The sequence below is a fragment of the Mitsuokella jalaludinii genome, assembly GCF_928722185.1.
GTDB classification, from domain to species: Bacteria; Bacillota; Negativicutes; order Selenomonadales; family Selenomonadaceae; genus Mitsuokella; species Mitsuokella jalaludinii.
On record NZ_CAKMXA010000001.1, the window covers coordinates 540,211 to 562,167 of the forward strand.

Below are 21,957 nucleotides of genomic sequence, written 5' to 3' on the forward strand. Positions count from 1 at the left end.
GTCAGTACGCGATCTCACCCGTGAAGACGAGCTCCGCCGGGCCCGTCATGAAGACATGGTTCGTGGCCTCATCCCACTCGACCATGAGCTTGCCGCCGTCGAGCTCGACCTCGACCTTACGGTCCGTGCGGCCCGTAAGCACACCGGCGACGCCCGTCGCACACGAGCCCGTGCCGCAGGCGAGCGTCACAGCAGCGCCGCGCTCCCAGACGCGCATGCGCACGTGCTGGCGGTCGCGCACCTCGACGAATTCCGTGTTCGTCTTGCGCGGGAAGGCCGGATGCGACTCAAACGAGGCACCAAGTTCGTGGATTGGGAACGCCTCAGCATCATCGACGAAGATGACGCAGTGCGGGTTGCCCATCGAGACGCAGGTCATCTTGTAGTTCTGGCCCTTGACCGTGATATCCTCCTCGATGACGCGGTCCATGCCGAAGCCCTTGACGGGGATCTTCTCGCCCTCGAGCACCGGCTCGCCCATGTCAACGCGCACACCCGTGACCTTGCCCGCCTCGAGCTGCAGGCGCGGCACGAGGATGCCTGCGCCCGTCTCGACCGTGAACGCTTCCTTCGCGGTCAGGCCGAAGTCGTGGAGATAACGCGCGAAGCAGCGGATGCCGTTGCCGCACATCTCGGCCTCACTGCCGTCTGTATTGAAGATGCGCATGCGGAAGTCCGCCTTATCGGACGGCAGCACGTAGAGCACGCCGTCGCCGCCGATGCCGTAGTGGCGGTCACAGACCTGCTTCGCGAATGCAGCGAAATCATCGACGTTTTCCTTGAAGCAGTCGACCAGGACAAAGTCATTGCCACAGCCCTGCCATTTTGAAAAATGCATGAGGAATACCTCCTTTTACCTTATCCTTATATTCTACTGGTTTTGGCCGCCACTTGCAACCCCTTTCCGTACATCTGTACTTGAGTTCCCCCTGCACAGATGGTACAATATTCCCGATACTATTATATAGAAGGAATGAGGAATCCATATGAGTCTTGACGGCTTTTCGATGCGCCCGCTGACGCGCGAGCTTGACGCAGCGCTCGCGGGCGGCCGCATCGACAAGATCACACAGCCCAATAAGCAATCCATCATCCTGTCCGTGCGTCAGCCCGGGCAGAATTTCCTGCTGCACATCTCCATCAACTCGCAGAACCCGTCGGCCCACCTGCTCGAGAAGAACCTCGAAAACCCGCCTGAACCGCCCGTCTTCTGCATGGTCCTGCGCAAGCAGATCGAGACGGGCCGCATTGCCCAGATCCGCCAGCACGGACTCGACCGCCTGCTGCTCATCGACATCGACTCGCTGGCCGCGGGCGGCCGCATCGTGACGAAGACGCTCGTGCTCGAGCTCATGGGCAAGTACAGCAACATCATCCTCGTGCAGGACGGCATCATCATCGACGCGCTGCGCAAGATTGGCGCGAACAGCAGCCGCGTGCGCACCGTCCTGCCCGGCCAGGCCTACGAGTTGCCGCCCGGACAGGAGAAGAAAGACCTCTTCACAGATGATATCGAGACCATCATGGCCATCGTGAAGGCAGACCCAACGCTTCGCCTTGACAAGGCACTCTTAGCCGCCTGCATGGGCTTCGGCCCTGTCTCCGCGAAGGAAGTCTGCTTCTCGGCAGGGCTCGCGCCCTCCATCCGCATCGAAGCGCTCGATGCGGCCGACTTCCAGGCTGTCAAAGGCGCCCTTGAGGAAATCCGCGAGGCGGCTGCGCACGGCGGCGAGGACGGCGATAAAGCCGTGCTCTTGCTCGGCGAGAACCAGAAGGTGCTCGCCATGGCCGCCTTCCCGCTCCACTACCTGCCAGAGGCCGCCGCGCTCTCCTTCCCGACGATCAGCGCCATGCTCGAGAAGGCCGACAACCTGCTCGGCTCCTACGTGCTGCCCGACAAGGACCGCTTCCGCAAGCTCGTCAAGAATGAGAAGAACCGTGCCGAGAACAAGCTCACGAAGCTCGATGAGGAGATCGCGGCGGCGGAGAACGCGGAGGAATTCAAGGTGCGCGGCGACAACCTCATGACGTACCAGTACCAGTTTAAGGACCGCGAGGACGCGAGCGTGACCGTGCCGAACATCTACAGTGAGACGGGCGAAACTATCACGATCCCACTCGACCAGCGCCTGACGCTCGTCGAGAACATGCAGGCCTGCTACAAGAAGTATGACAAGCTCAAGCGCGCACAGGAACTGCTGCAGGTCCAGCGCCGCGAGTGCGAGACAAATATCGCCTACCTCGAGAGCATCGAGGCGTCGCTGCTCGCCTCCTCGAATCTCGCGGAGATCGCCGAAATCCACAACGAGCTCATCGCCGCCGGCTACCTGCGCGAGAAGCCCAAGAAGAAGAATAACGACAAGCCCGCCCGCCCCTTCCACTTCCAGGCGCCAGACGGCACAGAGATCCTCGTCGGCAAGAACAACTACCAGAACGACAAGCTGACGTTCAAGACGGCGCGCTTCAACGACACCTGGTTCCACACGAAGGACATCCCGGGCTCCCACGTCGTCCTGCAGAACGGCGGCACAGAGCCGAGCGAAGAGGACATCCTGCTCGCCGCGAGCCTCGCCGCGCACTTCAGCAAGGCGCGCGGCTCCTCGAAGATCCCCGTCGACTACACAGAGATCCGCTACGTCAAGAAGCCGTCCGGCAGCAAGCCCGGCTTCGTCATCTTCACGAACCAGAAGACGCTCTACATTACGCCCGACGAGGCAAAGCTCGCCAAGGTACTCGCGCAGGACCCGAGCTGAGCTTAAAGGAAGCCCTGCCGATATAAAATCGTATAGAAGCGAAAAAAACGGCCGCACCGAGGGGGGACTCGGTGCGGCCACTTTTTATGGGGTATATGTGATAGAGGTTGTATCAGATCTTTTCCATCTCAGCTTCGAGCTCTGCCTCAAGCTCAGCTTCCGTCAGCTGGCCTTCCGCAGCAGCGCGGCGTGCCTCGCGGCGGCGAGCATAGAGCAGGTAATAGAGAGCAGCGCAGCCGATAGCGCCGAGGCCGACAGCGAAGTAGATGCCCTGGAAGCCGAGGGATTCCTTGAAGGCGCCGAGCAGGTACGGGCCGACGCCGAGGCCGAGGTCAAGGGCGATGAAGTACGTCGAGACGGCAACGCCGATGCGGACTTCCTTGACGAGCTTGACACAGATGGCCTGGCCGTTCGACATGAACGTGCCGTAGCCGAGGCCGACGAAGACACCAGCGACGAGCATCATCCAGCTCTGCGTCGTGATGGAGAGGAGCAGCAGGCCGATGGCCAGGCAGGCGTACGTCGGATACATGACGAAGTCCTCACCCTTGCGGTCGAACATGACACCGGCAACCGGGCGGGCAACCGTGACGGCGAGTGCGTAGACGACGAAGAACAGCGTGCCGGCCGTCATGAGCTGGAGCTCACCGGCATACGAGGCGAGGAAGCTCAGGACGCTCGAGTAGCAGACAGCGACGCAGAAGGCGACAATCGAGATGGCCGTGACTTTCGGCTCGAGGAAGTTCGCGATGTGGATCTCCTTGAGTGCGGCGCGGTGCTCTTCCGTGAGCTCCATCTCCTCGACGTGCATGACAGACGCAGCACCGAGGCAGACGACGATCATAGCGATGCAGAAGTAGATGATGTCTTCGAACGGGAAGATCTGCTGCATGAGCATGCCGATGAAGGGGCCGATGGCAGCTGCGAGGCTCATCGAGAGCGCATAGTAATTGATGCCCTCGCCGCGGCGCTCTGCCGGGATCATCGTCGAGACGATCGTGCTCGTCGCCGTCGAGGCGATACCGTAGCCGATACCGTTGAGGCAGCGGACGAGGAAGAGCATGGCCATCGAGTGGATGCCGAAGTACATGAACGTCGTCGCGAGGTAGAAGATGATACCGGCGAACAGCATCTTCCTGCGGCCGTAGAGCTCGACCGAGCGGCCCGCGAAGAGGCGCGCGACGAGCGTGCCGAGGATGAAGATGCCGGAAGCGAGGCCAGCCTCACTCATCGAGGCATTCAGCGAGTGGATGGCCTCCGATGCGATGATGACCATCAGCATATAGTAGATGATGTAAATCAGGAAATTGACAAGCGTATCAAGGATGAACCCTTTCGTCCATAACCGTGGTTTGGAAGACATAAATAAAATCAACGACCTTTCTCACAAAGAATAAATCAAATGTATGACAGTTATTGATTATAGGGGGTCGACCTGATTTTGTGTAGCGCATAAAAAAGATGCTTGTCATCATAAAAACAGATGACAAGCACCATTCTCTACGGGTTCTGTCGATATGACCTTCAGTCGCGTTTCCTGTGCATGGCACGCATAACAGCGTCCGCCCCATCTGGATGTTTTCGCGTTTTTAGGATGAGTCACGAAGAGGCGCTGCTAAAAAACTTCCTGTTTCTTCTGCTTTTGCGCGGGGGCCGTGCTCATCGCTTCTCGCGATGAATAGAGTCCTGCCCCTCGTCAAAGCTCTGCAAGACGTGGCTGACGTAGTCGCGAATCAGGTCGATCTTGGGGCTGTTCTTCTTGTAGATGAGGCAGGCGTCGACGCGCAGCGGCTGCGCGAGCTCGTACCAGCCGTCGCGGCAACCGAGTGCGCGCAGCAGGCGCTCCGGCAAGAGCGCTCCCGCCCCATTCTGCTGGCAGTAGTAGACCATCGCGTAAGGCGTCGAGAGGCGCGCCGAGATGACGGGCGTTTCCTTCTCGAGAACGGGCGCGAAGTACGCGTGGAACGTCTTGTTCATGAAGTAATTCTTCGGGTAGATGACGATGGGCAGGCGCGCAATCGCCTCGCGCGTGACAGGCACAACACGAGGCTGCAGGAGCGGCGCGTAGTAGACGAGATTGTCCCAGCAGAAGTGCGCCGTCTCGTACTCGGCCGCGCCGCCCGCCGGCAGCGAATCGGCGACGTAGTACGTCGAGGCGACGTCGAGGCGGTCATCCTGCAGCGCGCGGCAGATCTGGTCCGTCTCGAGATCGAATACGTTGAAGCGCAGGTTCTTGTTGGTCTGGCGGAAGTGCGCGATGTGGCGGTTCACCTGGATGTCGCCGAGCGTCCGCAGGATGCCGACATTGAGCTCAGCGGGCTGCGCGGCATTGGCCGACTGCAGGTCGTAGACGATCTTGTGCAGGCCATCCATCCAGTCCGTGATGCGCGCGAGGAAGACCTTCCCCGCCTCCGTCAGGTGGCTGCCGCGCTTCGAGCGTTGGATGAGCGTGACGCCGAGCGCGCTCTCGAGGTTCTTCATCTGCGCGCTGAAGGCCGACTGCGTGATGTTCGCCTCCTTGGCCGCTCGCGTGAAGTTCTGCACACGCCCGTAGATAATGAAGCATTCCAGCTGCTGGATGCTTGGCAAATCTCCCATCATAAAAGCCTCCCAATCGATCCGCGAGGATCATCCGACACGATATAAATACGATTTATCGAAACGATTGACTACCATTCTAACAGAGGCCATGTGATTTTGCAATACAGCCCACGAAAAAGAGGCCGCCGCATCGCTGCGACAGCCTCTGTTCTTTTCGGTCGAAGGGCGCCGGCTCCCATCACGTTGACTTGTGGTTGGCGTTCAAATCAATGGACTTGACTGGAGCCGGCAAGATAAAGCCTTTCGGCTTGCCAACCTACCCCCTTCATCTATTATTATAACGGAATACAAGGTCCAAAAAAAGGCGATTCCATTGTAGGAACTCATGAAAATATTTGTGAGTTCCTACAATAGAAAGCACTGGACAAGTGCTTTTTGCGCAATCTCCGCCTCATCCGTCCTCATTTTCGTCCGTTTCTCCCGCTTCTTCGGCTTCGCAGTCGAGGTACTGACAGACGAGCGAGCGGCCGCCCTCCCGCGCGAGAAGGTCGGGAAGCCAGTCCGGCTTCTCCTCATTGTCCTTGAGCAGGCATTCGAGCAGCACGTACGAGGCCAGCGCGTCCTCGAAGGCGCGGTGCTTCTTCTTCGTGTGCCAGCCAAACGACTCCAGGAGGGCGACGAGGTTGTACTTCTTGCGTTTCGGCAGGAGCTGCTGTGCGAGGCGCACGGTGTCGAGATAGCGCGGGCAGAAGCGGATGTTCGTGTCGTTCTTGTGGTTCATGCGCATGAGCGCGAGGTTGATGCTCAGGATGTCGTTGTCACCGATGGCGTGGCCGACGACGAGGTCCTCCGGGTCGACGAAGTCGAGGAACTCCGGCAGGATAACGTCGAGCGGCGACTTGTCCCTGAGGTCCTCCTTCGTGAGGCCCGTCATGTTGCGCACCGTGCGGTTGATGAAGGTCCGCGGGCGGATGAGCCGGCGGAAGACCTCAATCTTGTCCGAGGCGATCGGCATGCGGATGGCCCCAATCTCGATGATGTCGTCGGGGAACGCCCCGGCCATCTCGAGGTCGAACGAGACGACGCCCCTCGGATGGAGCTCCGCGAGCCCCTCGAGGCTGACGGACTGCGCGTGGATGGCCCGCTCGAGCTGTTTCTTGCGCCGTCTCTGGCGGCGCTTGTTTTCCTGTTCCTTACTCCGCATGATACTCTCCTGTTCTACTCGCCTGCCCGCGCCAGGAGGCGCACGGCAGCATCTGCGATATCGGTGCATAATGGCCGCTATCTTTCGTCATCGCCTTGTCTGCCCATTGCACGGAAAGACGGTCCGGCGTATAATGGGCCTACAGCTTGCGCTGACAACAAAAAAAGGAGGATATTATGCAAAGTCTTCTACTCGTCTTCATCGGCGGCGGTCTTGGCGCCGCCTGCCGCTACTTCAGCACCACGCACATCGGGGCGCTCTTCGGCACGTACTTCCCGTTCGGCACGCTGTTCGTCAACACGCTCGGCAGCCTGCTCATGGGCTTCATCATGGGCTCGCTCGTCTTCCTGATGGAAAAGACCGGCTTCACGCTTGCAGAGCCCGTCCGGCTGCTCCTGACCGTCGGCTTCCTCGGCGGCTTCACGACCTTCTCATCGTTCAGCCTCGAGACGGTCACGCTCATCGAGGGCGGCAGCCTCTTCTACGCCGCCATGAACATCGCCGCCAATCTCGGCCTGTGCTTCCTCACGACGTTCCTGGGCCTCGGCGCGTCCAGAGCGCTCAGCGCGCTCTAACGCCTCCTGGCCACATTCCGGACGAAGGCGCCCATCGCCTTCTCGCTGACCTCTGCCTCTGCTTCATGCTGATCGATGGCCGTAAGCTCTCGCTGTAGCTTGTCGCGGAGGCTTCTTTCGTGCCGGCCGCCATCTTTCGCGACGGCCTGCTGTACCTGAAGGAGCATGAGAGCCGTCCTGCTGGCCGAAGCCAGGCGAACCGTCTGCTCAAGCTGCGGCCGGCACGCCTTGAGCTGCTCGGGCGGCAGCTCCTTCAAGAGGCGCCCTGCAGCCTTGGCGCGCGCGTCGGCCATGGCGAGAAGCGCCGCATGCGCTTCCTTGGCCCCTGCCCCATCCGGCCAGCTCTCCAGCAGGCGCTCAGCCGTTGCGGCAAAATCCGGGTCATCCGCGAGGCCAATTGATGCCCAGTCATTCTCGAGGTGGCGCGAGCCCACGGCAAAGAGCGCCATGTCGTTTGCGAGCGGCCCGTACTGGCGCTTGATGGCCTCCTGCCACGACTTCTCGGGATCGTAGTGCTCGGGGTCTTCGGCGTAGTCAGCCCCCGTCGCCAAGGCGATTTTCGACAGGGCCTCGACCTTCATCGGGTTGAAGAAGATGGCGGGCAGATTCCCCTTCGGCAGGGGATCTACAGGGCCGAGCGCGAGCTTCGCCTCCATGTAGTCGTTGACGGGGTAATTCCACCAGAGGCCAAGCGCCCGCCCGTAGAGCGCATCAGCTTTCGCGAGCGCCTCATCCGTCAGCGGCCCCTTCGCCACGCCGTCACCCGTGTAGAGCACCAGGATGTCGTGCGAAAGCCCCTCGGCGAACGCATCCGTGTAGGGCTTGCGCGCGCCGCCTTCCTGCATGTCTGCGTAGAAGTACTCCGTCGGCACCGTCAGGAAGGCGCCGATGTCCGCGTGGCGCCGCCGCAGCTCGCGCGAGACGTCGCTCAAAAAGGCCGCCTGGCCTGCGCCGTCCTTGTCCTTGATGTCATCAAAGAAGATGGCGAAGTCGCGCACACCGAGCGCGTAGAGCGTCTCGAATTTCGCGAGCATCTTCTGGCGGTCGGCATAGCCCTTGTAACCGTGCAGCGAGACATCGAGCCCCGGCGAGACGGCAAAGATGAAGCGCACGTCCTGCGCCTTGGCCGCCTTCACGAGCGCGCCGAGTTCCCGGAGTTTGTCCTCCGGGTAAGGTTCGCGCCATTTCTCGCGGTGGTATGGGTCATCCTTCGGCGCGTAGAGATAGGCGTTGAAGCCCTCAGCCCGGCAGAACGCGAGAATGTCGAGCCGCTCTTCCTGCTGCCACGGCGTGCCGTAGAAGCCCTCGATGACACCGCGCAGAGGCACGGGTGACGCCGAGACAGGCTGCATCGTCACGCCGCCCGCCAGGATGGCACCGGACACACCAAGGCACACCGCCATCTTTCTCACTTGTCGAAATCGCATCCAAACATCTTCCTTTCTGTTATCTATATCATATCACATTACGGCGAGAAAGTATCTCATCAGCAGAAAATTTTCACAGATTCTCCGCGCTTTTCTGCTCCTGTCTTCTAAAAGCGATGCGTCCATGATACAATAAAAAGATGAAAAAATGCAAGAGAACAGAACAGAAAGGAGGGGGCGCCCATGTCATGGTTTCATCTGCCGTCCTGCAGTGAGGGGCGACGCGCGTTCGGCAAGAAATGCCTGAAGCGCCTGGGGCTCGCTCTGCTCGTCGTCTGCCTCCTCATCCTCCTCGCACTCGAGATCATCAGCCGCGGCGCAGCGCAGATCTTCAACTACGCGATGGCAAACCAGGACATGCTGCGCGGCACGATCACGGTCGAGCGGCTGATCTCCGACATCACGGGCCACGTCTACTTCACAGGCCTCGAGTGGAAGGACCGCGAGGGCAATCCCATCCTCGAGATCCCGAGCGGCGACTTCCGCGTCAACGTCTGGGACGTCCTAACGCGCGACTTCAAGTCGACGACGATACGCGAGCTCACCGTCAATCAGCCCTCCGTATCCGTCCACCTCTCCGACGACATGAAGGTCGACTTCGTGCGCCCCTCGCCCGACATGGACCGCCTCAAGAAGGAGTCTGAGGACTGGCGCGAGAAGGTCAACCTCGCGACGCTCGACGCGCGCGAGCGCCGGGCCGTCGGCCAGTGGCGCCGCGAGCACCACCAGCAGAAAGTCCAGCGCGACTGGCACAACTTCAATGCGGCGGGCAAGCATCTGAAACTGCGCCTGAACGTCCACGACGGCGGCGTCGAGGTTTTCTACCGCGAGCGCCACTACGTCATGAGCCACGTGCAGATGGCCGTCGACCTCGACACCGCGAAGCAGATGAGCCTCGACATGTCGATTGGCGGCTTCGGCGGCACGATGATCGGCGATGCCATCGCGCTCAACGGCACGGTGGACTTCACAACGGACCCGGAGCCCGTCTGCAACACGGCGCTCGTGCTCTACCAGATTGATCCCTCCTCACTCGGCTTCGGCATGAACATCCACGACAAGATGACGCTCTCGACGTACTTCACGGGTCCCGTCTCCCACCCTATTGGCACGGGCAAGGTCGAGATGGACGAGCTCCACATCCCGGGCCTCGACTTCGCGAATGTCGAAGGCAAGGTCTACTACGAGAACTCCCTGCTGCAGTTCACCGATGTCACGGCTGATGTCTACAAGGGCCGCCTTTCGGCCTACGGCGACTACGACCTTGACACGCGCTTCTACAACCTCTACGGCCATGGCGAAGCCATGCAGACCGAGGCGGCCCTCCCCAAGAGCGGCCTGCACACGCGCGTTGACCTCGACCTCGAGATCCACTCGGAGGGCTCGGCCAAGAGCACAGTGTCGGCCGGCTCCTTTGTCTCAGGGCCCGGCCGCTACCACCTGCTGCCCTTTGACCGCCTCTCCGGCAAGGTGACAGACGCGGGCGGCGACCTCCACTTCTACGATGCCGTCATCAATCTGCCGGGCTTCACCGTCTCGACAGACGCCTTCCACATCCAGCACGGCAAGCTCAGCCTGAACCCCATCAAACTGACCGACAAGGAAGGGAAGCCGCTCTACACCTTTGTGCCGGACAAGTGATCATCCCCCACCTCTATCAACGGAAAGGAACAGCCAAATGCCAACTGCCAAGAATCCTGCATCACCCACGCCGCCCGCGCGCACAGTGCGCCGCCGCGGCATAGCGCTCGCGCTGACGGGTGCCGTCCTCTGGGGCGGCTCAGGCGTCGCGGGGCAGTACATCCTGCAGAACTGCGCCTTCTCGACGGAATGGCTCGTCGGCGTGCGCCTCATTCTCTCAGGCGCAATGCTGCTGCTCATCGACCTCGCCTTCTACCGCCAGGATCTCTTCGCCGTCTTTCGCGAACGGCGTGACGCCGTCGAGACCGTCGCCTTTGCCGTCCTCGGCATGCTCGGCGTCCAATACACCTACTTCGCCGCCATCAAGTACAGCAACGCCGCGACCGGCACGATCCTCCAGTACCTCATGCCGGTCGTCATCGTCGCCTGGGCAGCGCTGCGCACGCGCAGGCTGCCGCCCTTTGGCGAACTCCTCTGCGTCGCGCTCGCCGTCCTCGGCACCTTCCTGCTCGTGACGCACGGCAGCCTGACCAGCCTCGCCATCTCGCCGCCCGCCCTCTTCTGGGGACTGCTCTCGGCCTTTGCCGCCGCCTTCTACACCGTCCAGCCGAAGCGCCTGATCTGCAAGTACCGCCCGACACTCATCATCGGCTGGGGCATGCTCGTGGGCGGCCTGCTCTTCCTGCCCGTCTCGCGCCCATGGGACTTCACGGGCCTCTTCAACGCGACAGCCGCCCTGCTCTTTTCCTACATCATCGTCTTCGGCACCGTCATCGCCTTCGCCTGCTACCTCGGCAGCCTCCAGTACCTCCAGCCCGCCGAGACGAGCATCCTCGGCTCCGCCGAACCCCTCGCCGCCATCCTCCTCTCCGTCACTCTGCTCCACATCGCCTTCACCCCCTTCGACCTGCTCGGCGCCCTGAGCATCCTCGCTGCCGTCATCCTCTTGACGCGGAAATAAGCAAAATACGCGCAAAAAGAAAGCGTCTCTGCTGCATCATGCAACAGAGACGCTTTTTGATTCTGTATCGATGCTCAGCTTCTCAGAGCCTCATCTTGAAGTCTTCGTAGCCGAACTGGCGGACGGGCTGCCAGCTGCCGTCCTCGTCGCTGGCGATGATGGCGGGCAGGGGCATGCCGTTGAAGGTGTTGTTCTTGACCATGGTGTAGATGGCCATGTCACCAAAGACGATGCGGTCGCCGACGGCGAGGGGCTCGTCGAAGGAGTATGTGCCGATCGTGTCGCCGGCGAGGCAGGTCGGGCCGGCGAAGGTGTAGGTGTGGGCCTTCTCCCCCGGTTCGCCGCTGCCGAGGACGGGCGGGCGGTACGGCATCTCGATGACGTCGGGCATATGGCAGGCAGCCGATGTGTCGAGGATGGCGATGGCGTTCTCCTGCTGGATGTCGAGCACCTCGGCGACGAGGAAGCCCGCGTTGAGCGCGACGGCCTCGCCTGGCTCGACGTAGACCGTCAGGCCGTACTTTTCCTGCATGCGGCGGATGCACTTCTTCAAGAGGGCGATGTCGTAGCCTGCCTTCGTGATGTGGTGGCCGCCGCCGAAGTTGATCCACTTCATCTGCGGCAGGTACTTGCCGAATTTCGCCTCGACCGCTTCGAGCGTGACGGCGAGCGCATCGGCTCCCTGCTCGCAGAGCGTGTGGAAGTGCAGGCCCTCAAGGCCCCCGATGGCGCTCTCATCAAAGTCGCGCAGGCGCACGCCGAGGCGCGAGCCCTCCGCGCACGGGTCGTAGATGGCGTGGTCCTGCGTCGAGCGCTCGGGGTTGATGCGCAGGCCGCACGAGGCGCCGGCTGCGAGTGCCTCCGGGCCGAACTTCTTCCACTGGGCAAAGGAGTTGAAGATGATGTGGTCACAGATCTTGGTGAGCTCCGCAAATTCCGACTCCTTGTAGGCGGGCGAAAAGACATGGTTCTCTTTGCCCATCTCCTCATGGCCGAGCTTGGCCTCGTAGAGGCCGCTGGCCGTCGTGCCCGAGAGGTACTGAGCGATCAGCGGGTAGTAGTGGTACATGGAGAAGCACTTCTGGGCGAGCAGCACATGCGCGCCCGTGCTCTCCTCCACCTCGTGCAGGATGCGCAGGTTGTGCTCCAAGAGGTCTTTGGCGATGACGTACGAGGGCGTCGGCACCTCGAAGAACTCTTTGCGGTAATGTGATGCCAATTTCCCCATCAGTCGACGAGCTCCGGGTCAAAGCTCTCCTTCCACGGCAGGCCCCACTTGTTGAGGGCGTCCATGAACGGATCCGGGTCGAACTCCTCGATGTTCTTGACGCCCGGGCCTTTCCAGGTGCCGTTCATGATGAGCATCGCGCCGATCATGGCCGGCACGCCCGTCGTGTAGGAGACGGCCTGCGAGCCGACTTCCTTGTAGCATTCCTGATGGTCGCAGATGTTGTAGAGGTAGTACGTCTTGTCCTTGCCGTCCTTCTTGCCGCGGAAGATGCAACCGATGTTCGTCTTGCCCTTCGTGCGCGGGCCGAGGCTTGCCGGATCCGGCAGCACAGCCTTGAGGAACTGCAGTGGCACGATCTTCTTGCCCTCGAACTCGATCGGCTCAATGGAGGTCATGCCGACATCCTCGAGGCAGCGGAGGTGATTGAGGTAGCTCTCGCCGAACGTCATGAAGAAGCGGATGCGCTTGATGCCCGGGATGTTGAGGCCGAGGCTCTCGAGCTCCTCATGGTGCAGGAGGTACATGTCCTTCGGGCCGACTTCCGGGAAGTTGTAGACGCGCTTGATCTCCATCGGCTTCGTCTCGACCCAGTGGCCGTCCTCCCAGTAGCTGCCGTTGGCCGAGACTTCGCGGATGTTGATCTCCGGGTTGAAGTTCGTCGCGAACGGATAGCCGTGGTCGCCGGCGTTGCAGTCGAGGATATCGATGTAGTTGATCTCGTCGAAGTGGTGCTTGAGCGCGTAGGCGGCAAAGACGCCCGTGACGCCCGGGTCGAAGCCGGAGCCGAGGAGCGCCGTGATGCCGGCCTTCTCGTAGCGCTCGCGGTAGGCCCACTGCCACTTGTACTCGAACTTCGCCGTGTCCTCCGGCTCATAGTTGGCCGTGTCGACGTAGTTCGTCTTCGTCGCGAGGCAGGCATCCATGATGTGCAGGTCCTGGTACGGCAGCGCGAGGTTCAGCACGACGTCTGGCTGGAAGTCCTCGATGAGCGCGACGAGCGCATCGACATTGTCGGCATCGACCTGCGCCGTGCGGATCTTCGTCTTCGTCGTGCCCTCGAGCTTCTCCTTGAGCGCGTCGCACTTCGACTTCGTGCGCGAGGCAATCATGATCTCACTGAATTCGTCCGAGTTCTGGCAGCACTTGTGGATGGCGACACTCGCGACGCCGCCGCAGCCGATGATCAAAGCTTTTCCCATGGTAATACCTCCTGAGATATAGAATGTAGAACAAGTTTTATTCCTGGATGTAAGGCTTCTCGAGCGCGAGCAGCATCTCGCGCAGGAGCTTGAGGGCCGTGGCCGTCGAGGCACCGCTCGGGTCAAGAGGCGGTGAGAGCTCGACCATGTCACAGCCGACGATGCGGCAGCCGCGGATGGTGCGCAGCGCGGCGGACAAGAGGTCCGTGAAGCGCACGCCGCCCGCCTCCGGCGTCCCCGTGCCGGGGAAGCACGAGGGGTCGAGCACATCGAGGTCGATGGTCAGGTAGACCGGGCGGCCCGCCAGCGACTCAATCGCCTCGTCGAGGCCAGCAAAGCTGAACTTCTGGATCTTCGTGTGGCCTTCGGCCGACCAGTACCACTCCGCGCGCTCGCCGCTGCGGATGCCGAACTGGAAGATGCGGCCGTCGCCGATGATCTCCCAGATGCGGCGGATGACTGTCGCGTGCGAGAGGCGGTTACCGAGGTACTCCTCGCGCAGGTCCGTGTGCGCGTCAAAGTGGATGACGGCGACATCCTGGTACTTTGCCTGCACGGCGCGGAAGGCCGGCAGTGTCACGAGGTGCTCGCCGCCGATGAGGAACGGCAGCTTGCCATCCGCGACGATATCGCGCGCACACGCCTCGATGTCGCCGAGCGCCATCTCCGTGTCGCCGAAGCAGAGCTCGAGGTCGCCGCCGTCAAATACCTTCGCGTCTTCGAGGTCGAGGTCCTGGTACGGGCTGTACGTCTCGAGCCCATACGACTCCGCGCGCATCGTGCGGCTCGCGAAGCGCGTGCCCGGGCGGTACGACGTCGTCGAGTCAAACGGCGCGCCGTAGAGCACAATGCGGCTCTCCTCGTAGGTGTTTTCACAGCCGAGGAACGTCTCGACATTACGATTCCGGTTCAACATCTCTTAGCATCTCCTCCACATAGTTCGGCAGGGCAAAGGCGCCCACGTGCAGCTGCGTGTTGTAGTAGCGCGTCTTGAGGCCAAGGGCATTCCAGCGCACCCAGTTGACGTCCTTGACGGGATGGCGCTTCTTTGAGGCAAAGCCGAAGAGCCAGTGGCCGGACGGGTACGTCGGGATGTGCGCCTGATAGACGCGGCTGATCGGGAAGGAATCGACGATGCGCTTGTGGGCGCGCTGCATCGCGTAGGCGTCCTGCTGGTAGAACGGGCTCTCGTGCTGGTTGACCATGATGCCGTCCTCGCGCAGCGCCTTGTAGCAGTTGCCGTAGAACTCCTTTGTGAAGAGCCCCTCGCCCGGCCCGAACGGGTCCGTCGAATCGACGATGATGAGGTCGTAGGCGTCCTCCGCGTGGCGCACGTACTTGAGGCCATCTTCGTAGTGGATGGAGATGCGCGGGTCAGAAAGGCAGCCCGCCGTCTGCGGCAGGTACTTCTTGCAGACCTCGACGACGAGCTCATCGATCTCAACGAGGTCGATGTGGCGCACCGTCGGGTAGCGCAAGAGCTCGCGCACCGTGCCACCGTCGCCGCCGCCGATGACGAGGATGTCGTGCGCATCCGGATTGACGCACATCGGCACGTGCGTGATCATCTCGTGGTAGATGAACTCATCCATCTCCGTCAGCATCATGTAGCCGTCGAGCGTCAGGAAGCGGCCGAACTCCTTCGAATCGAAGATGTCGATGCGCTGAAATTCGCTGCGGCCCGAGTAGAGCTGGCGGTCCACCTTGATGGAAAAGCGGACATTCGGCGTGTGGTGTTCGGTAAACCAGAGTTCCATGAAATCCCCCCTCTTAATTTTTATCGGTATCCTTTCACGATCACTTCACGACATTGAGCCGTGCGATCGTCATGTCTTCAGGGCCCGTCATCTGACAGCCCTTCTTGCGCGCGTAGCGGATGTAGGTCAGGATCTCGTCCGTGATGCGCTCGCCCGGCGCGAGAATCGGGATGCCCGGCGGATAGCACATGACGAACTCGCTGCAGACGCGGCCGACCGTATCCTCGAGCGGCAGCGACTCCTTCTCGGCGTAGAATGCCTCCTGCGGCCCGTAGACGACTTCCGGCTCGATGTACTCGGCCTTGAGCATCTTCGAGGAATCCTTGCGGTAGTTGCGCCGGATCTCCGCGAGCGCCGCGACGAGGCGCTCGATGTCCTTCGGGCGGTCGCCGACTGAGACGTAGGCCAGGAGGTTCGCGATGTCGCCGAACTCCGTCTGGATGTCGTACTCGTCGCGCAGCAGGTCATAGACCTCGATGCCCGCAAGGCCCGTCGGGCGTGTGAAGATGGAGAGTTTCGTCGTGTCGAAGTCGTAGACGGAGTCGCCGTTGATGAGCTCGCGGCTGTAGGCGTAGTAGTCGCCGATGGCGTTGATCTCGTCGCGCGCGTACTCGACAAGACGGATGACCTTGTCGAAGATCTCCTGGCCGTGCAAGGCGAGGTTGCGGCGGCTGATGTCGAGGCTCGAGAGCAGGAGGTACGAGCCTGAGGTCGTCTGCGTAATGTTGATGACCTGATGCACGTAGCCCGCATTGACGTTCGGGCCGCAGAGCAGCATCGAGCTCTGCGTCAGCGAGCCGCCCGACTTGTGCATGCTGATCGACGCCATGTCAGCGCCCGCCGCCATGGCCGAGACGGGCAGCTTGTCGTTGAAGTAGAAATGCGTGCCGTGCGCCTCGTCGGCGAGCACCATCATGCCGTGCTCGTGTGCGAGGCGAACGATCTCGCGCAAGTTCGAGCAGATGCCGTAGTACGTCGGATTGTTGACGAGCACGGCCTTCGCGTCGGGATGGCGCCTGATGGCGTCCTTGACTTCCTCGACGCGCATGCCGAGCGAGATGCCGAGCGTGTGGTCCATCTGCGGGTTGACGTAGACCGGCACTGCGCCGCAGAGGATCAGCGCGTTGATAGCGCTGCGGTGCACATTGCGCGGCATGATGATCTTGTCGCCGCGGCCGACGGCCGTCAGCACCATCGCCTGCACGGCCGACGTCGTGCCGCCAACCATGAAGAACGCATGTGCCGCGCCAAAGGCCTCCGCCGCGAGCTTCTCCGCATCGCGGATGACCGAGACGGGATGGCAGAGATTGTCGAGCATCTTCATCGAGTTGACATCGACGTCGAGGCACTTCTCCCCGAGGAAGTCCCGGAGCTCCGGATTGCCGCGGCCGCGCTTGTGGCCCGGCACATCAAACGGCACGAGGCGCGCGCGCTTCATGCGCTCGAGCGCCTCGAGGATCGGCGCGCGGTCCTGAGTCAGATATCCTCCCATTTCCTTCACTTCCTTATCGTGTGTAGTATATGCGCAGAGCACGTCACCTCAGTAGAGGTTGCGCCCACTGTAGATCTCGATCATCTCGCGGCGCAGGCTGTTGCTGATGGCCAGGCGGTCCTTCGGCGGGATCTCGTAGATATCCGTATTGAAGAGGTAGTTCTGCAGCTGCGGCTCCTTGATGAGCATGCGCGTGTGGTAGAGATTCGCCTGATAGAGGTTGATGTCGACGGCATCGTAGCGGTCGAGCGTCTCCTTGGCAATGAACTCCTGGATGGACCGCATCTTCGAGTCCATGAAGAGCTTGCGGCCGTTGAGGTCGCGCGTGAAGCCGCGCACGCGGTAGTCCATCGTGATGATGTCCGAGTCGAACTGCGCGATCATGTAGTCGAGCGTCTTCAAGGGCGTGATCTCGCCGCACGTCGCGACATCGATGTCGACGCGGAACGTCGCAATGCTCGTGCCCGGGTGGAACTCCGGGTACGTGTGCACCGTCACATGGCTCTTGTCGAGATGCGCGAGGATCGTGTCGCCGAGGATGGCCGACTCGACCGGCTTCTTGCGCCCCGATGTCACCGCGTCTTCTTCCGCGATCAGCATCGTCACGCTCGCTCCCTGCGGGTCGTAATCCTGCTTCGCAATGTTGAGGATGCGCGCGCCGATCATCTCCGTGACCGTCGACAGGATGTTCGTCAAGCGCTCCGAGTTGTACTGCTCGTCGATGTACTTGATGTAGTCCTGCTGCTCCCGCTCCGACTTCGCATAACAGATATCATAGATGTTGAAGCTCAATGCCTTCGTCAGGTTATTGAAGCCGTACAGCTTCAGCTTTTCCTCCAATCCACAAACCCCTGCCTTTCACCAAAAAGGCCACGGCTCCAGAAGCCGTGGCCTGTCTGCTATCGTTAGCTTTATTGTAGCAGATTCAACTCGTTGAAACAAGAAGAATCTTGCGCCCGGAGCCCTCTCTTGAGCAGGTGTCCCCGCCGTCAGCCGGGCTGCTCGAAGCGGCGCAGGATCTCGCGGTCCTCGTCGCTGAGCGCCTTCTTCGCGAGCAGGTCCGGGCGCTTCTCCTTCGTCAGGCGCAGGGACTGCTCATGGCGCCACTGGCGGATCTTCGCGTGGTCGCCCGACAGCAGCACCTCCGGCACCTCCATGCCCTCGAAGTCGCGCGGCCGCGTGTACTGCGGAAAGCCCAGGAGCCCGTCGTAGAACGAGTCCGTCGGCGCCGACTCTGCATCGCCGAGCACGCCCGGCAGCATGCGCGAGACGGCATCCGTGATGACCATCGCGGGTAGCTCGCCGCCCGTCAGCACGAAGTCGCCGATGGAGATGGCCTCGTCAGCCAGCGGGTAGATGCGCGCGTCGAAACCCTCGTAGTGGCCGCAGATGAAGACGAGCTGCTCGTAGCTCGCGAGCTCCTTCGCCTTTGCCTGCGTGAAGACGGGCCCCGCCGGGTCCATGATCAGCACGCGGCGGCTCGCCGCATGCATGGCTGTCTCCTCAAGCACCGCGCGCACAGCGCGGTACATCGGCTCCGGCTTCAGCACCATCCCCGCGCCGCCGCCGAACGGCGAATCATCGACATGCCTGTGCTTGTCAAACGAGTAGTCGCGGAAATTCGTGAAGTGGATGTCGAGGATGCCCTTCTCCACGGCGCGCTTCGTGATGCTCGCGCCGAACGGCCCCGCAAACATCTCCGGGAACAGCGTGATCATGTCAATGCGCATCGTCCGTCTCCTCCGGCAGATCGACGACCATGCGGCCGCCCGCGATGTCGATCTCGTGCACGACCGCCTTGAGCGCCGGTATGAGCAGTTCGCGCCCGTCCGGGCGGCGCGCCTGGTAGACATCATTGCTGCCCGTGCGCAGGACGTTCTCGACCGTGCCGAGCTCCGTGCCCGCCATATCATAGACCGTCAGCCCGATGATGTCGAAGGTGTAGAACTCACCCTCTTCAAGCGGCACAGCCTCGTCGCGCGCGACCGTCAGCAGCTGGCCCGTCAGGCGCATGGCCTGCTCGCGCACCGGGTACTCGCGGAACTTCAGCAGCACGAACTGCTTGTGGAACTTGCAGCTCTCGATGTGCAGCATCTCATCGCCGACCATGACTTCCTTCATGCCAGCAAAGCGCTCGACGAAGTCCGTCAGCGGGATGATGCGCAGCTCGCCGTGGATGCCGTGCACCGCGCCAACCTTGCCGATCGTCACGCGGTCTTTTTTCTTATTAGCCGCGGATGGCGATAATCTTGTCATCTTCCACCAGCACTTCCACATTCATGAGCTCACGCATATCGTCGCCGACCTTGACCTCGACCTGGCGCTCGAGCGTGCCCTGCACGATCTCCGAACCGATCTTGAGCTTCTCCGTCTGCTCCTTCTGCGCGAGAGCCTGCGCGCGGTACTCCGCACGCTTCTGGCGCTCCTGGCCGAAGTGCTGCTGGATGGCGTTGAGGCGCTGGATCTCCTGCGGCGTCGGCTCCTGCGGGTTCGCCGGGCCGTTTTCCTGCATGACGCGCTTCTCCTGGATGTCGAGCTGCTGCAGCTCGAGCTCTGCGCGCTGGATGCCCTCTGCGAGCTCCTTCGTCATCTTCTCCTTGAGCTTCTCCGTGACCTTAGCCTTGACCGTCACCGGCATCTTGAGCGAAATCGTATCCATGGTATTCCTCTTTTCTGCTTCTCTGCTTCTTGTTCAAGATACAAAAACAGCGGCAATGCCCATACCATGCAGATGCATGTGGGGCGATGCCGCTCTTTTCAAATGATATCAACCGAGACTTTCTTGTTCTCCCGGGTGGCTGCGGCCTTGACAACCGTGCGCATGGCTTTCGCGATGCGGCCCTGGCGGCCAATGACCTTGCCCATGTCATCCTCATCCACGTGAAGCTTCAGCGTGACCTGACGGTCTTCCTGCTCCTCCTCAACGCGGACATCTTCCGGATGATCCACTAAGGACTTCGCGATGACTTCAACAAGTTCTTTCATGCTGTAGCCTCACTCAATCAGTTCTTAGCGTTCTTTGCCTCAGCAAACTTAGCCATGAGGCCCTTCTTGCTGAAGAGATTCTTAACGGTGTCCGTCGGTTGAGCACCCTTGCCCATCCAGTCGAGAACCTTCTCCTCGTCAACATTGACGACTGCCGGGTTCTGGGACGGATCGTAGTTACCGAGGACCTCGATGAAACGACCATCGCGCGGTGCGCGGGAGTCCGCGACAACAATGCGATAGAACGGATTCTTCTTTGCACCCATACGGTTCAGACGAATCTTTACTGCCATGTGAATTCACCACCTTTCAAATTGGGTTTGGGAAATATCTCAATGCATGAACGGCAATTTGGGAAGTCCCAGGCCGCCGAGATTCGGCAGGCCCTTCTTGCCCTTCTGCATCTTCTTCATTTTCTTCATCATCTTCTTCATCTCGCCGAACTGCTTCAAGAGCTTGTTGACGTCCTGCACGCGCGTGCCGGAGCCCATCGCGATGCGCTTGCGGCGGCTGCCGTTGATGATCGTGATGTTGGCGCGCTCCTTCGGCGTCATCGACTTGATGATTGCCTCGATCTGGCGCATCTCCTTGCCGTCGAGGTCGATGTCCTGTCCGGCGAGCTGCTTCTTGAGGCCGCCCATGCCCGGAATCAGGCCTAAGATGTTGTCGAGCGAGCCGAGTTTCTTGACCTGCTGCATCTGCGCGAGGAAATCATCGAGCGTGAACTCGTCCTTGCGCAGCTTCTTCTCCATCTTCTTGGCTTCTTCCATGTCGAAAGTCGCCTGTGCCTTCTCGACGAGCGAGAGCACATCGCCCATGCCGAGGATGCGCGAGGCCATGCGGTCCGGATGGAACGGCTCGAGCGGCTCGAGCTTCTCGCCAAGACCGATGAACTTGATGGGCACGCCCGTGACCGCCTTGACGGAGAGCGCCGCGCCGCCGCGGGCATCGCCGTCGAGCTTCGTCATGACGACACCGTCGAGGCCGAGCGCGTCGTTGAACGCCTGCGCGACATTGACCGATTCCTGGCCCGTCATCGCATCGACGACGAGCAGTATCTCATGCGGATGGACCTCCGACTTGATGTCGCGAAGCTCCTGCATGAGCTTCTCATCGATCTGCAGGCGGCCCGCCGTATCGATGATGACGACATCGCAGGCATGCGACTGCGAGTAGCCGATCGAGCTCTTCGCGATCGTCACAGCGTCCGTCCCCTGCTCCATCGAGAACACAGGGATGTCGAGCTGCTTGCCGAGGACCTGCAGCTGCGTGATGGCCGCCGGGCGGTAGATATCCGCCGCGACGAGCAGGGGGCGCTTGCCCTGCTTCTTGAGCGCAAGGCCGAGCTTGCCGGCAGACGTCGTCTTACCGGCGCCCTGCAAACCGACCATCATGATGACCGTCGGCGGCTTCGGGCTGATGTTGAGACGGCTCTGCGTGCCGCCCATGAGCTTCGTGAGCTCCTCATCGACGATCTTGATGACGACCTGAGCCGGCGTCAGCGTCTCGAGGATGTCCTGGCCGATGGCGCGTTCCTTGACCGTCTTGATGAACTGCTTGACTACCTTGAAGTTGACGTCGGCTTCGAGAAGTGCCATGCGCACCTCGCGCATCGCCTCATTGACGTCGTCCTCCGTCAGCTTGCCGTGGCCGCGGAGCTTCTTGAAGGTTGCCTGGAGTCGGTCCGATAAACTTTCAAAAATCAAAAATCATACCTCCCGGCCATATTCACTGCTACCAAGGAGAGGCACGAGCCGCGCGAGGATGTCGCCGACCGCAGCGCTGTTGGCATCCGTTCGCAGGGCCTTGACCGAGCGGCAGATGTCCGCGAGCACCGCGCGCTCCTTCTGGTAACGCGCCACGAGCCCAAGCTTCTCTTCGTACGATTCCATGGCCTTTTCAGAGCGATGGATGTTGTCGTAGACCGCCTGCCGGGAAATCCCGAGCTCCTCGCCGATCTCCGACAGGGAAAAATCCTCAAAGAGATGCATCTTGAGGCATTCCTGCTGCTTCTCTGTCAAAAGCGCCCCATAAAAATCAAACAGCGCCGACAAATACAAAAGCTGCTCCATCCTGCCCCACCTTAATCCTGATATCGTGCCAAGGCGTTTTGCTTGACATAGGCTATTATAGCGGCTCTCCGCCACTGTGTCAAGCATTTTTCCTTGTCAGGCCTAAAAAAATGAGACAT

The 21,957-nt window shown here is 61.1% G+C and carries 22 protein-coding genes; 4 read left to right on the forward strand and 18 right to left on the reverse strand.

Annotated elements, in window-relative coordinates:
- Position 1: 1 nt before the first annotated feature.
- Positions 2–838 (reverse strand): diaminopimelate epimerase, encoded by an 837-nt coding sequence (dapF, locus tag QDI87_RS02505; protein ID WP_036374867.1) that lies wholly within the window; start codon positions 836–838, stop codon positions 2–4.
- 148 nt (positions 839–986) lie between these two features.
- Here dapF and QDI87_RS02510 point away from each other — a divergent pair, with 148 nt between their 5' ends.
- The gene (locus QDI87_RS02510) at positions 987–2,753 is read left to right on the forward strand and encodes an Rqc2 family fibronectin-binding protein (protein ID WP_036374870.1); all 1,767 of its coding nucleotides are present in this window, start codon (positions 987–989) and stop codon (positions 2,751–2,753) included.
- 112 nt (positions 2,754–2,865) lie between these two features.
- Here QDI87_RS02510 and QDI87_RS02515 read toward each other — a convergent pair whose 3' ends face one another.
- The 3 genes from QDI87_RS02515 to QDI87_RS02525 form a co-directional block, all read right to left on the reverse strand.
- On the reverse strand, positions 2,866–4,116 hold the full coding sequence (locus QDI87_RS02515; protein WP_036374873.1) for an MFS transporter: 1,251 nt from the start codon (positions 4,114–4,116) through the stop codon (positions 2,866–2,868).
- A 296-nt stretch (positions 4,117–4,412) separates the two neighbouring features.
- Positions 4,413–5,354, reverse strand: a complete 942-nt coding sequence (locus QDI87_RS02520) for a LysR family transcriptional regulator (protein ID WP_051652165.1) — start codon at positions 5,352–5,354, stop codon at positions 4,413–4,415.
- Between the two features lie 391 nt (positions 5,355–5,745).
- Entirely contained in the window at positions 5,746–6,498 is a 753-nt protein-coding gene (locus QDI87_RS02525; RefSeq protein ID WP_051652166.1) for a 3'-5' exonuclease, read from the reverse strand.
- A gap of 176 nt (positions 6,499–6,674) precedes the next feature.
- Here QDI87_RS02525 and crcB point away from each other — a divergent pair, with 176 nt between their 5' ends.
- Complete coding sequence (gene crcB / locus QDI87_RS02530) at positions 6,675–7,073, forward strand: fluoride efflux transporter CrcB (protein WP_036374878.1); 399 nt, start codon at positions 6,675–6,677, stop codon at positions 7,071–7,073.
- Here the strand turns inward: crcB and QDI87_RS02535 are convergent.
- Complete coding sequence (locus QDI87_RS02535; RefSeq protein WP_255240637.1) at positions 7,070–8,500, reverse strand: protein O-GlcNAcase; 1,431 nt, start codon at positions 8,498–8,500, stop codon at positions 7,070–7,072. The genes crcB and QDI87_RS02535 overlap by 4 nt on opposite strands.
- Before the next feature lie 183 nt (positions 8,501–8,683).
- Between QDI87_RS02535 and QDI87_RS02540 the strand changes: the two genes are divergently transcribed.
- Entirely contained in the window at positions 8,684–10,141 is a 1,458-nt protein-coding gene (locus QDI87_RS02540; protein ID WP_051652168.1) for a hypothetical protein, read from the forward strand.
- Positions 10,142–10,178: 37 nt separating this feature from the next.
- A complete protein-coding gene (locus QDI87_RS02545; protein WP_051652169.1) occupies positions 10,179–11,102 on the forward strand; it encodes a DMT family transporter in 924 nt (307 codons plus the stop codon).
- Positions 11,103–11,184: 82 nt separating this feature from the next.
- Here the strand turns inward: QDI87_RS02545 and nspC are convergent, their stop codons facing one another.
- The 13 genes from nspC to ylxM form a co-directional block, all read right to left on the reverse strand.
- A complete protein-coding gene (nspC, locus tag QDI87_RS02550) occupies positions 11,185–12,330 on the reverse strand; it encodes a carboxynorspermidine decarboxylase (RefSeq protein WP_036374885.1) in 1,146 nt (381 codons plus the stop codon).
- Positions 12,330–13,532: a saccharopine dehydrogenase family protein gene (locus QDI87_RS02555; protein ID WP_036374888.1), complete on the reverse strand. Its 1,203-nt coding sequence runs from the start codon at positions 13,530–13,532 to the stop codon at positions 12,330–12,332. Before QDI87_RS02555 ends, nspC begins: the two co-directional genes overlap by 1 nt.
- A 37-nt stretch (positions 13,533–13,569) precedes the next feature.
- Positions 13,570–14,448, reverse strand: coding sequence for an agmatinase (speB, locus tag QDI87_RS02560; protein WP_036374890.1), 879 nt, complete (start codon positions 14,446–14,448; stop codon positions 13,570–13,572).
- Entirely contained in the window at positions 14,429–15,289 is an 861-nt protein-coding gene (gene speE / locus QDI87_RS02565) for a polyamine aminopropyltransferase (RefSeq protein ID WP_036374893.1), read from the reverse strand. Before speE ends, speB begins: the two co-directional genes overlap by 20 nt.
- Positions 15,290–15,329: 40 nt before the next feature.
- Complete coding sequence (locus QDI87_RS02570) at positions 15,330–16,781, reverse strand: aminotransferase class I/II-fold pyridoxal phosphate-dependent enzyme (RefSeq protein WP_036374896.1); 1,452 nt, start codon at positions 16,779–16,781, stop codon at positions 15,330–15,332.
- Between the two features lie 48 nt (positions 16,782–16,829).
- On the reverse strand, positions 16,830–17,621 hold the full coding sequence (gene speD, locus QDI87_RS02575) for an adenosylmethionine decarboxylase (protein WP_036374899.1): 792 nt from the start codon (positions 17,619–17,621) through the stop codon (positions 16,830–16,832).
- A 149-nt stretch (positions 17,622–17,770) separates the two neighbouring features.
- Entirely contained in the window at positions 17,771–18,511 is a 741-nt protein-coding gene (gene trmD / locus QDI87_RS02580) for a tRNA (guanosine(37)-N1)-methyltransferase TrmD (RefSeq protein WP_036374903.1), read from the reverse strand.
- On the reverse strand, positions 18,501–19,037 hold the full coding sequence (gene rimM / locus QDI87_RS02585; RefSeq protein WP_036374905.1) for a ribosome maturation factor RimM: 537 nt from the start codon (positions 19,035–19,037) through the stop codon (positions 18,501–18,503). Before rimM ends, trmD begins: the two co-directional genes overlap by 11 nt.
- Positions 19,009–19,440: a YlqD family protein gene (locus tag QDI87_RS02590; RefSeq protein WP_036374908.1), complete on the reverse strand. Its 432-nt coding sequence runs from the start codon at positions 19,438–19,440 to the stop codon at positions 19,009–19,011. Before QDI87_RS02590 ends, rimM begins: the two co-directional genes overlap by 29 nt.
- A 98-nt stretch (positions 19,441–19,538) precedes the next feature.
- The gene (locus QDI87_RS02595; protein WP_036374911.1) at positions 19,539–19,766 is read right to left on the reverse strand and encodes a KH domain-containing protein; all 228 of its coding nucleotides are present in this window, start codon (positions 19,764–19,766) and stop codon (positions 19,539–19,541) included.
- 17 nt (positions 19,767–19,783) lie between these two features.
- A complete protein-coding gene (gene rpsP / locus QDI87_RS02600) occupies positions 19,784–20,059 on the reverse strand; it encodes a 30S ribosomal protein S16 (protein WP_005840070.1) in 276 nt (91 codons plus the stop codon).
- 39 nt (positions 20,060–20,098) lie between these two features.
- The gene (ffh, locus tag QDI87_RS02605; RefSeq protein ID WP_036374919.1) at positions 20,099–21,472 is read right to left on the reverse strand and encodes a signal recognition particle protein; all 1,374 of its coding nucleotides are present in this window, start codon (positions 21,470–21,472) and stop codon (positions 20,099–20,101) included.
- A gap of 3 nt (positions 21,473–21,475) precedes the next feature.
- Positions 21,476–21,838 (reverse strand): YlxM family DNA-binding protein, encoded by a 363-nt coding sequence (gene ylxM, locus QDI87_RS02610; RefSeq protein ID WP_036374921.1) that lies wholly within the window; start codon positions 21,836–21,838, stop codon positions 21,476–21,478.
- Between the last annotated feature and the right edge of the window lie 119 nt (positions 21,839–21,957).

Excerpts from the sequence above, each read along its gene's own strand:
- trmD (WP_036374903.1), bottom strand. The coding sequence starts at position 18,511 with ATGCGCATTGACATGATCACGCTGTTCCCGGAGATGTTTGCGGGGCCG.
- QDI87_RS02570 (WP_036374896.1), bottom strand. The coding sequence starts at position 16,781 with ATGGGAGGATATCTGACTCAGGACCGCGCGCCGATCCTCGAGGCGCTC.
- speE (WP_036374893.1), bottom strand. The coding sequence starts at position 15,289 with ATGGAACTCTGGTTTACCGAACACCACACGCCGAATGTCCGCTTTTCC.
- QDI87_RS02590 (WP_036374908.1), bottom strand. The coding sequence starts at position 19,440 with ATGGATACGATTTCGCTCAAGATGCCGGTGACGGTCAAGGCTAAGGTC.
- QDI87_RS02510 (WP_036374870.1), top strand. The coding sequence starts at position 987 with ATGAGTCTTGACGGCTTTTCGATGCGCCCGCTGACGCGCGAGCTTGAC.
- QDI87_RS02535 (WP_255240637.1), bottom strand. The coding sequence starts at position 8,500 with ATGCGATTTCGACAAGTGAGAAAGATGGCGGTGTGCCTTGGTGTGTCC.
- QDI87_RS02520 (WP_051652165.1), bottom strand. The coding sequence starts at position 5,354 with ATGATGGGAGATTTGCCAAGCATCCAGCAGCTGGAATGCTTCATTATC.
- nspC (WP_036374885.1), bottom strand. The coding sequence starts at position 12,330 with ATGGGGAAATTGGCATCACATTACCGCAAAGAGTTCTTCGAGGTGCCG.
- speB (WP_036374890.1), bottom strand. The coding sequence starts at position 14,448 with ATGTTGAACCGGAATCGTAATGTCGAGACGTTCCTCGGCTGTGAAAAC.
- dapF (WP_036374867.1), bottom strand. The coding sequence starts at position 838 with ATGCATTTTTCAAAATGGCAGGGCTGTGGCAATGACTTTGTCCTGGTC.
- QDI87_RS02540 (WP_051652168.1), top strand. The coding sequence starts at position 8,684 with ATGTCATGGTTTCATCTGCCGTCCTGCAGTGAGGGGCGACGCGCGTTC.
- ylxM (WP_036374921.1), bottom strand. The coding sequence starts at position 21,838 with ATGGAGCAGCTTTTGTATTTGTCGGCGCTGTTTGATTTTTATGGGGCG.
- QDI87_RS02555 (WP_036374888.1), bottom strand. The coding sequence starts at position 13,532 with ATGGGAAAAGCTTTGATCATCGGCTGCGGCGGCGTCGCGAGTGTCGCC.
- QDI87_RS02525 (WP_051652166.1), bottom strand. The coding sequence starts at position 6,498 with ATGCGGAGTAAGGAACAGGAAAACAAGCGCCGCCAGAGACGGCGCAAG.
- crcB (WP_036374878.1), top strand. The coding sequence starts at position 6,675 with ATGCAAAGTCTTCTACTCGTCTTCATCGGCGGCGGTCTTGGCGCCGCC.
- rimM (WP_036374905.1), bottom strand. The coding sequence starts at position 19,037 with ATGACAAGATTATCGCCATCCGCGGCTAATAAGAAAAAAGACCGCGTG.
- QDI87_RS02515 (WP_036374873.1), bottom strand. The coding sequence starts at position 4,116 with ATGTCTTCCAAACCACGGTTATGGACGAAAGGGTTCATCCTTGATACG.
- rpsP (WP_005840070.1), bottom strand. The coding sequence starts at position 20,059 with ATGGCAGTAAAGATTCGTCTGAACCGTATGGGTGCAAAGAAGAATCCG.
- QDI87_RS02545 (WP_051652169.1), top strand. The coding sequence starts at position 10,179 with ATGCCAACTGCCAAGAATCCTGCATCACCCACGCCGCCCGCGCGCACA.
- QDI87_RS02595 (WP_036374911.1), bottom strand. The coding sequence starts at position 19,766 with ATGAAAGAACTTGTTGAAGTCATCGCGAAGTCCTTAGTGGATCATCCG.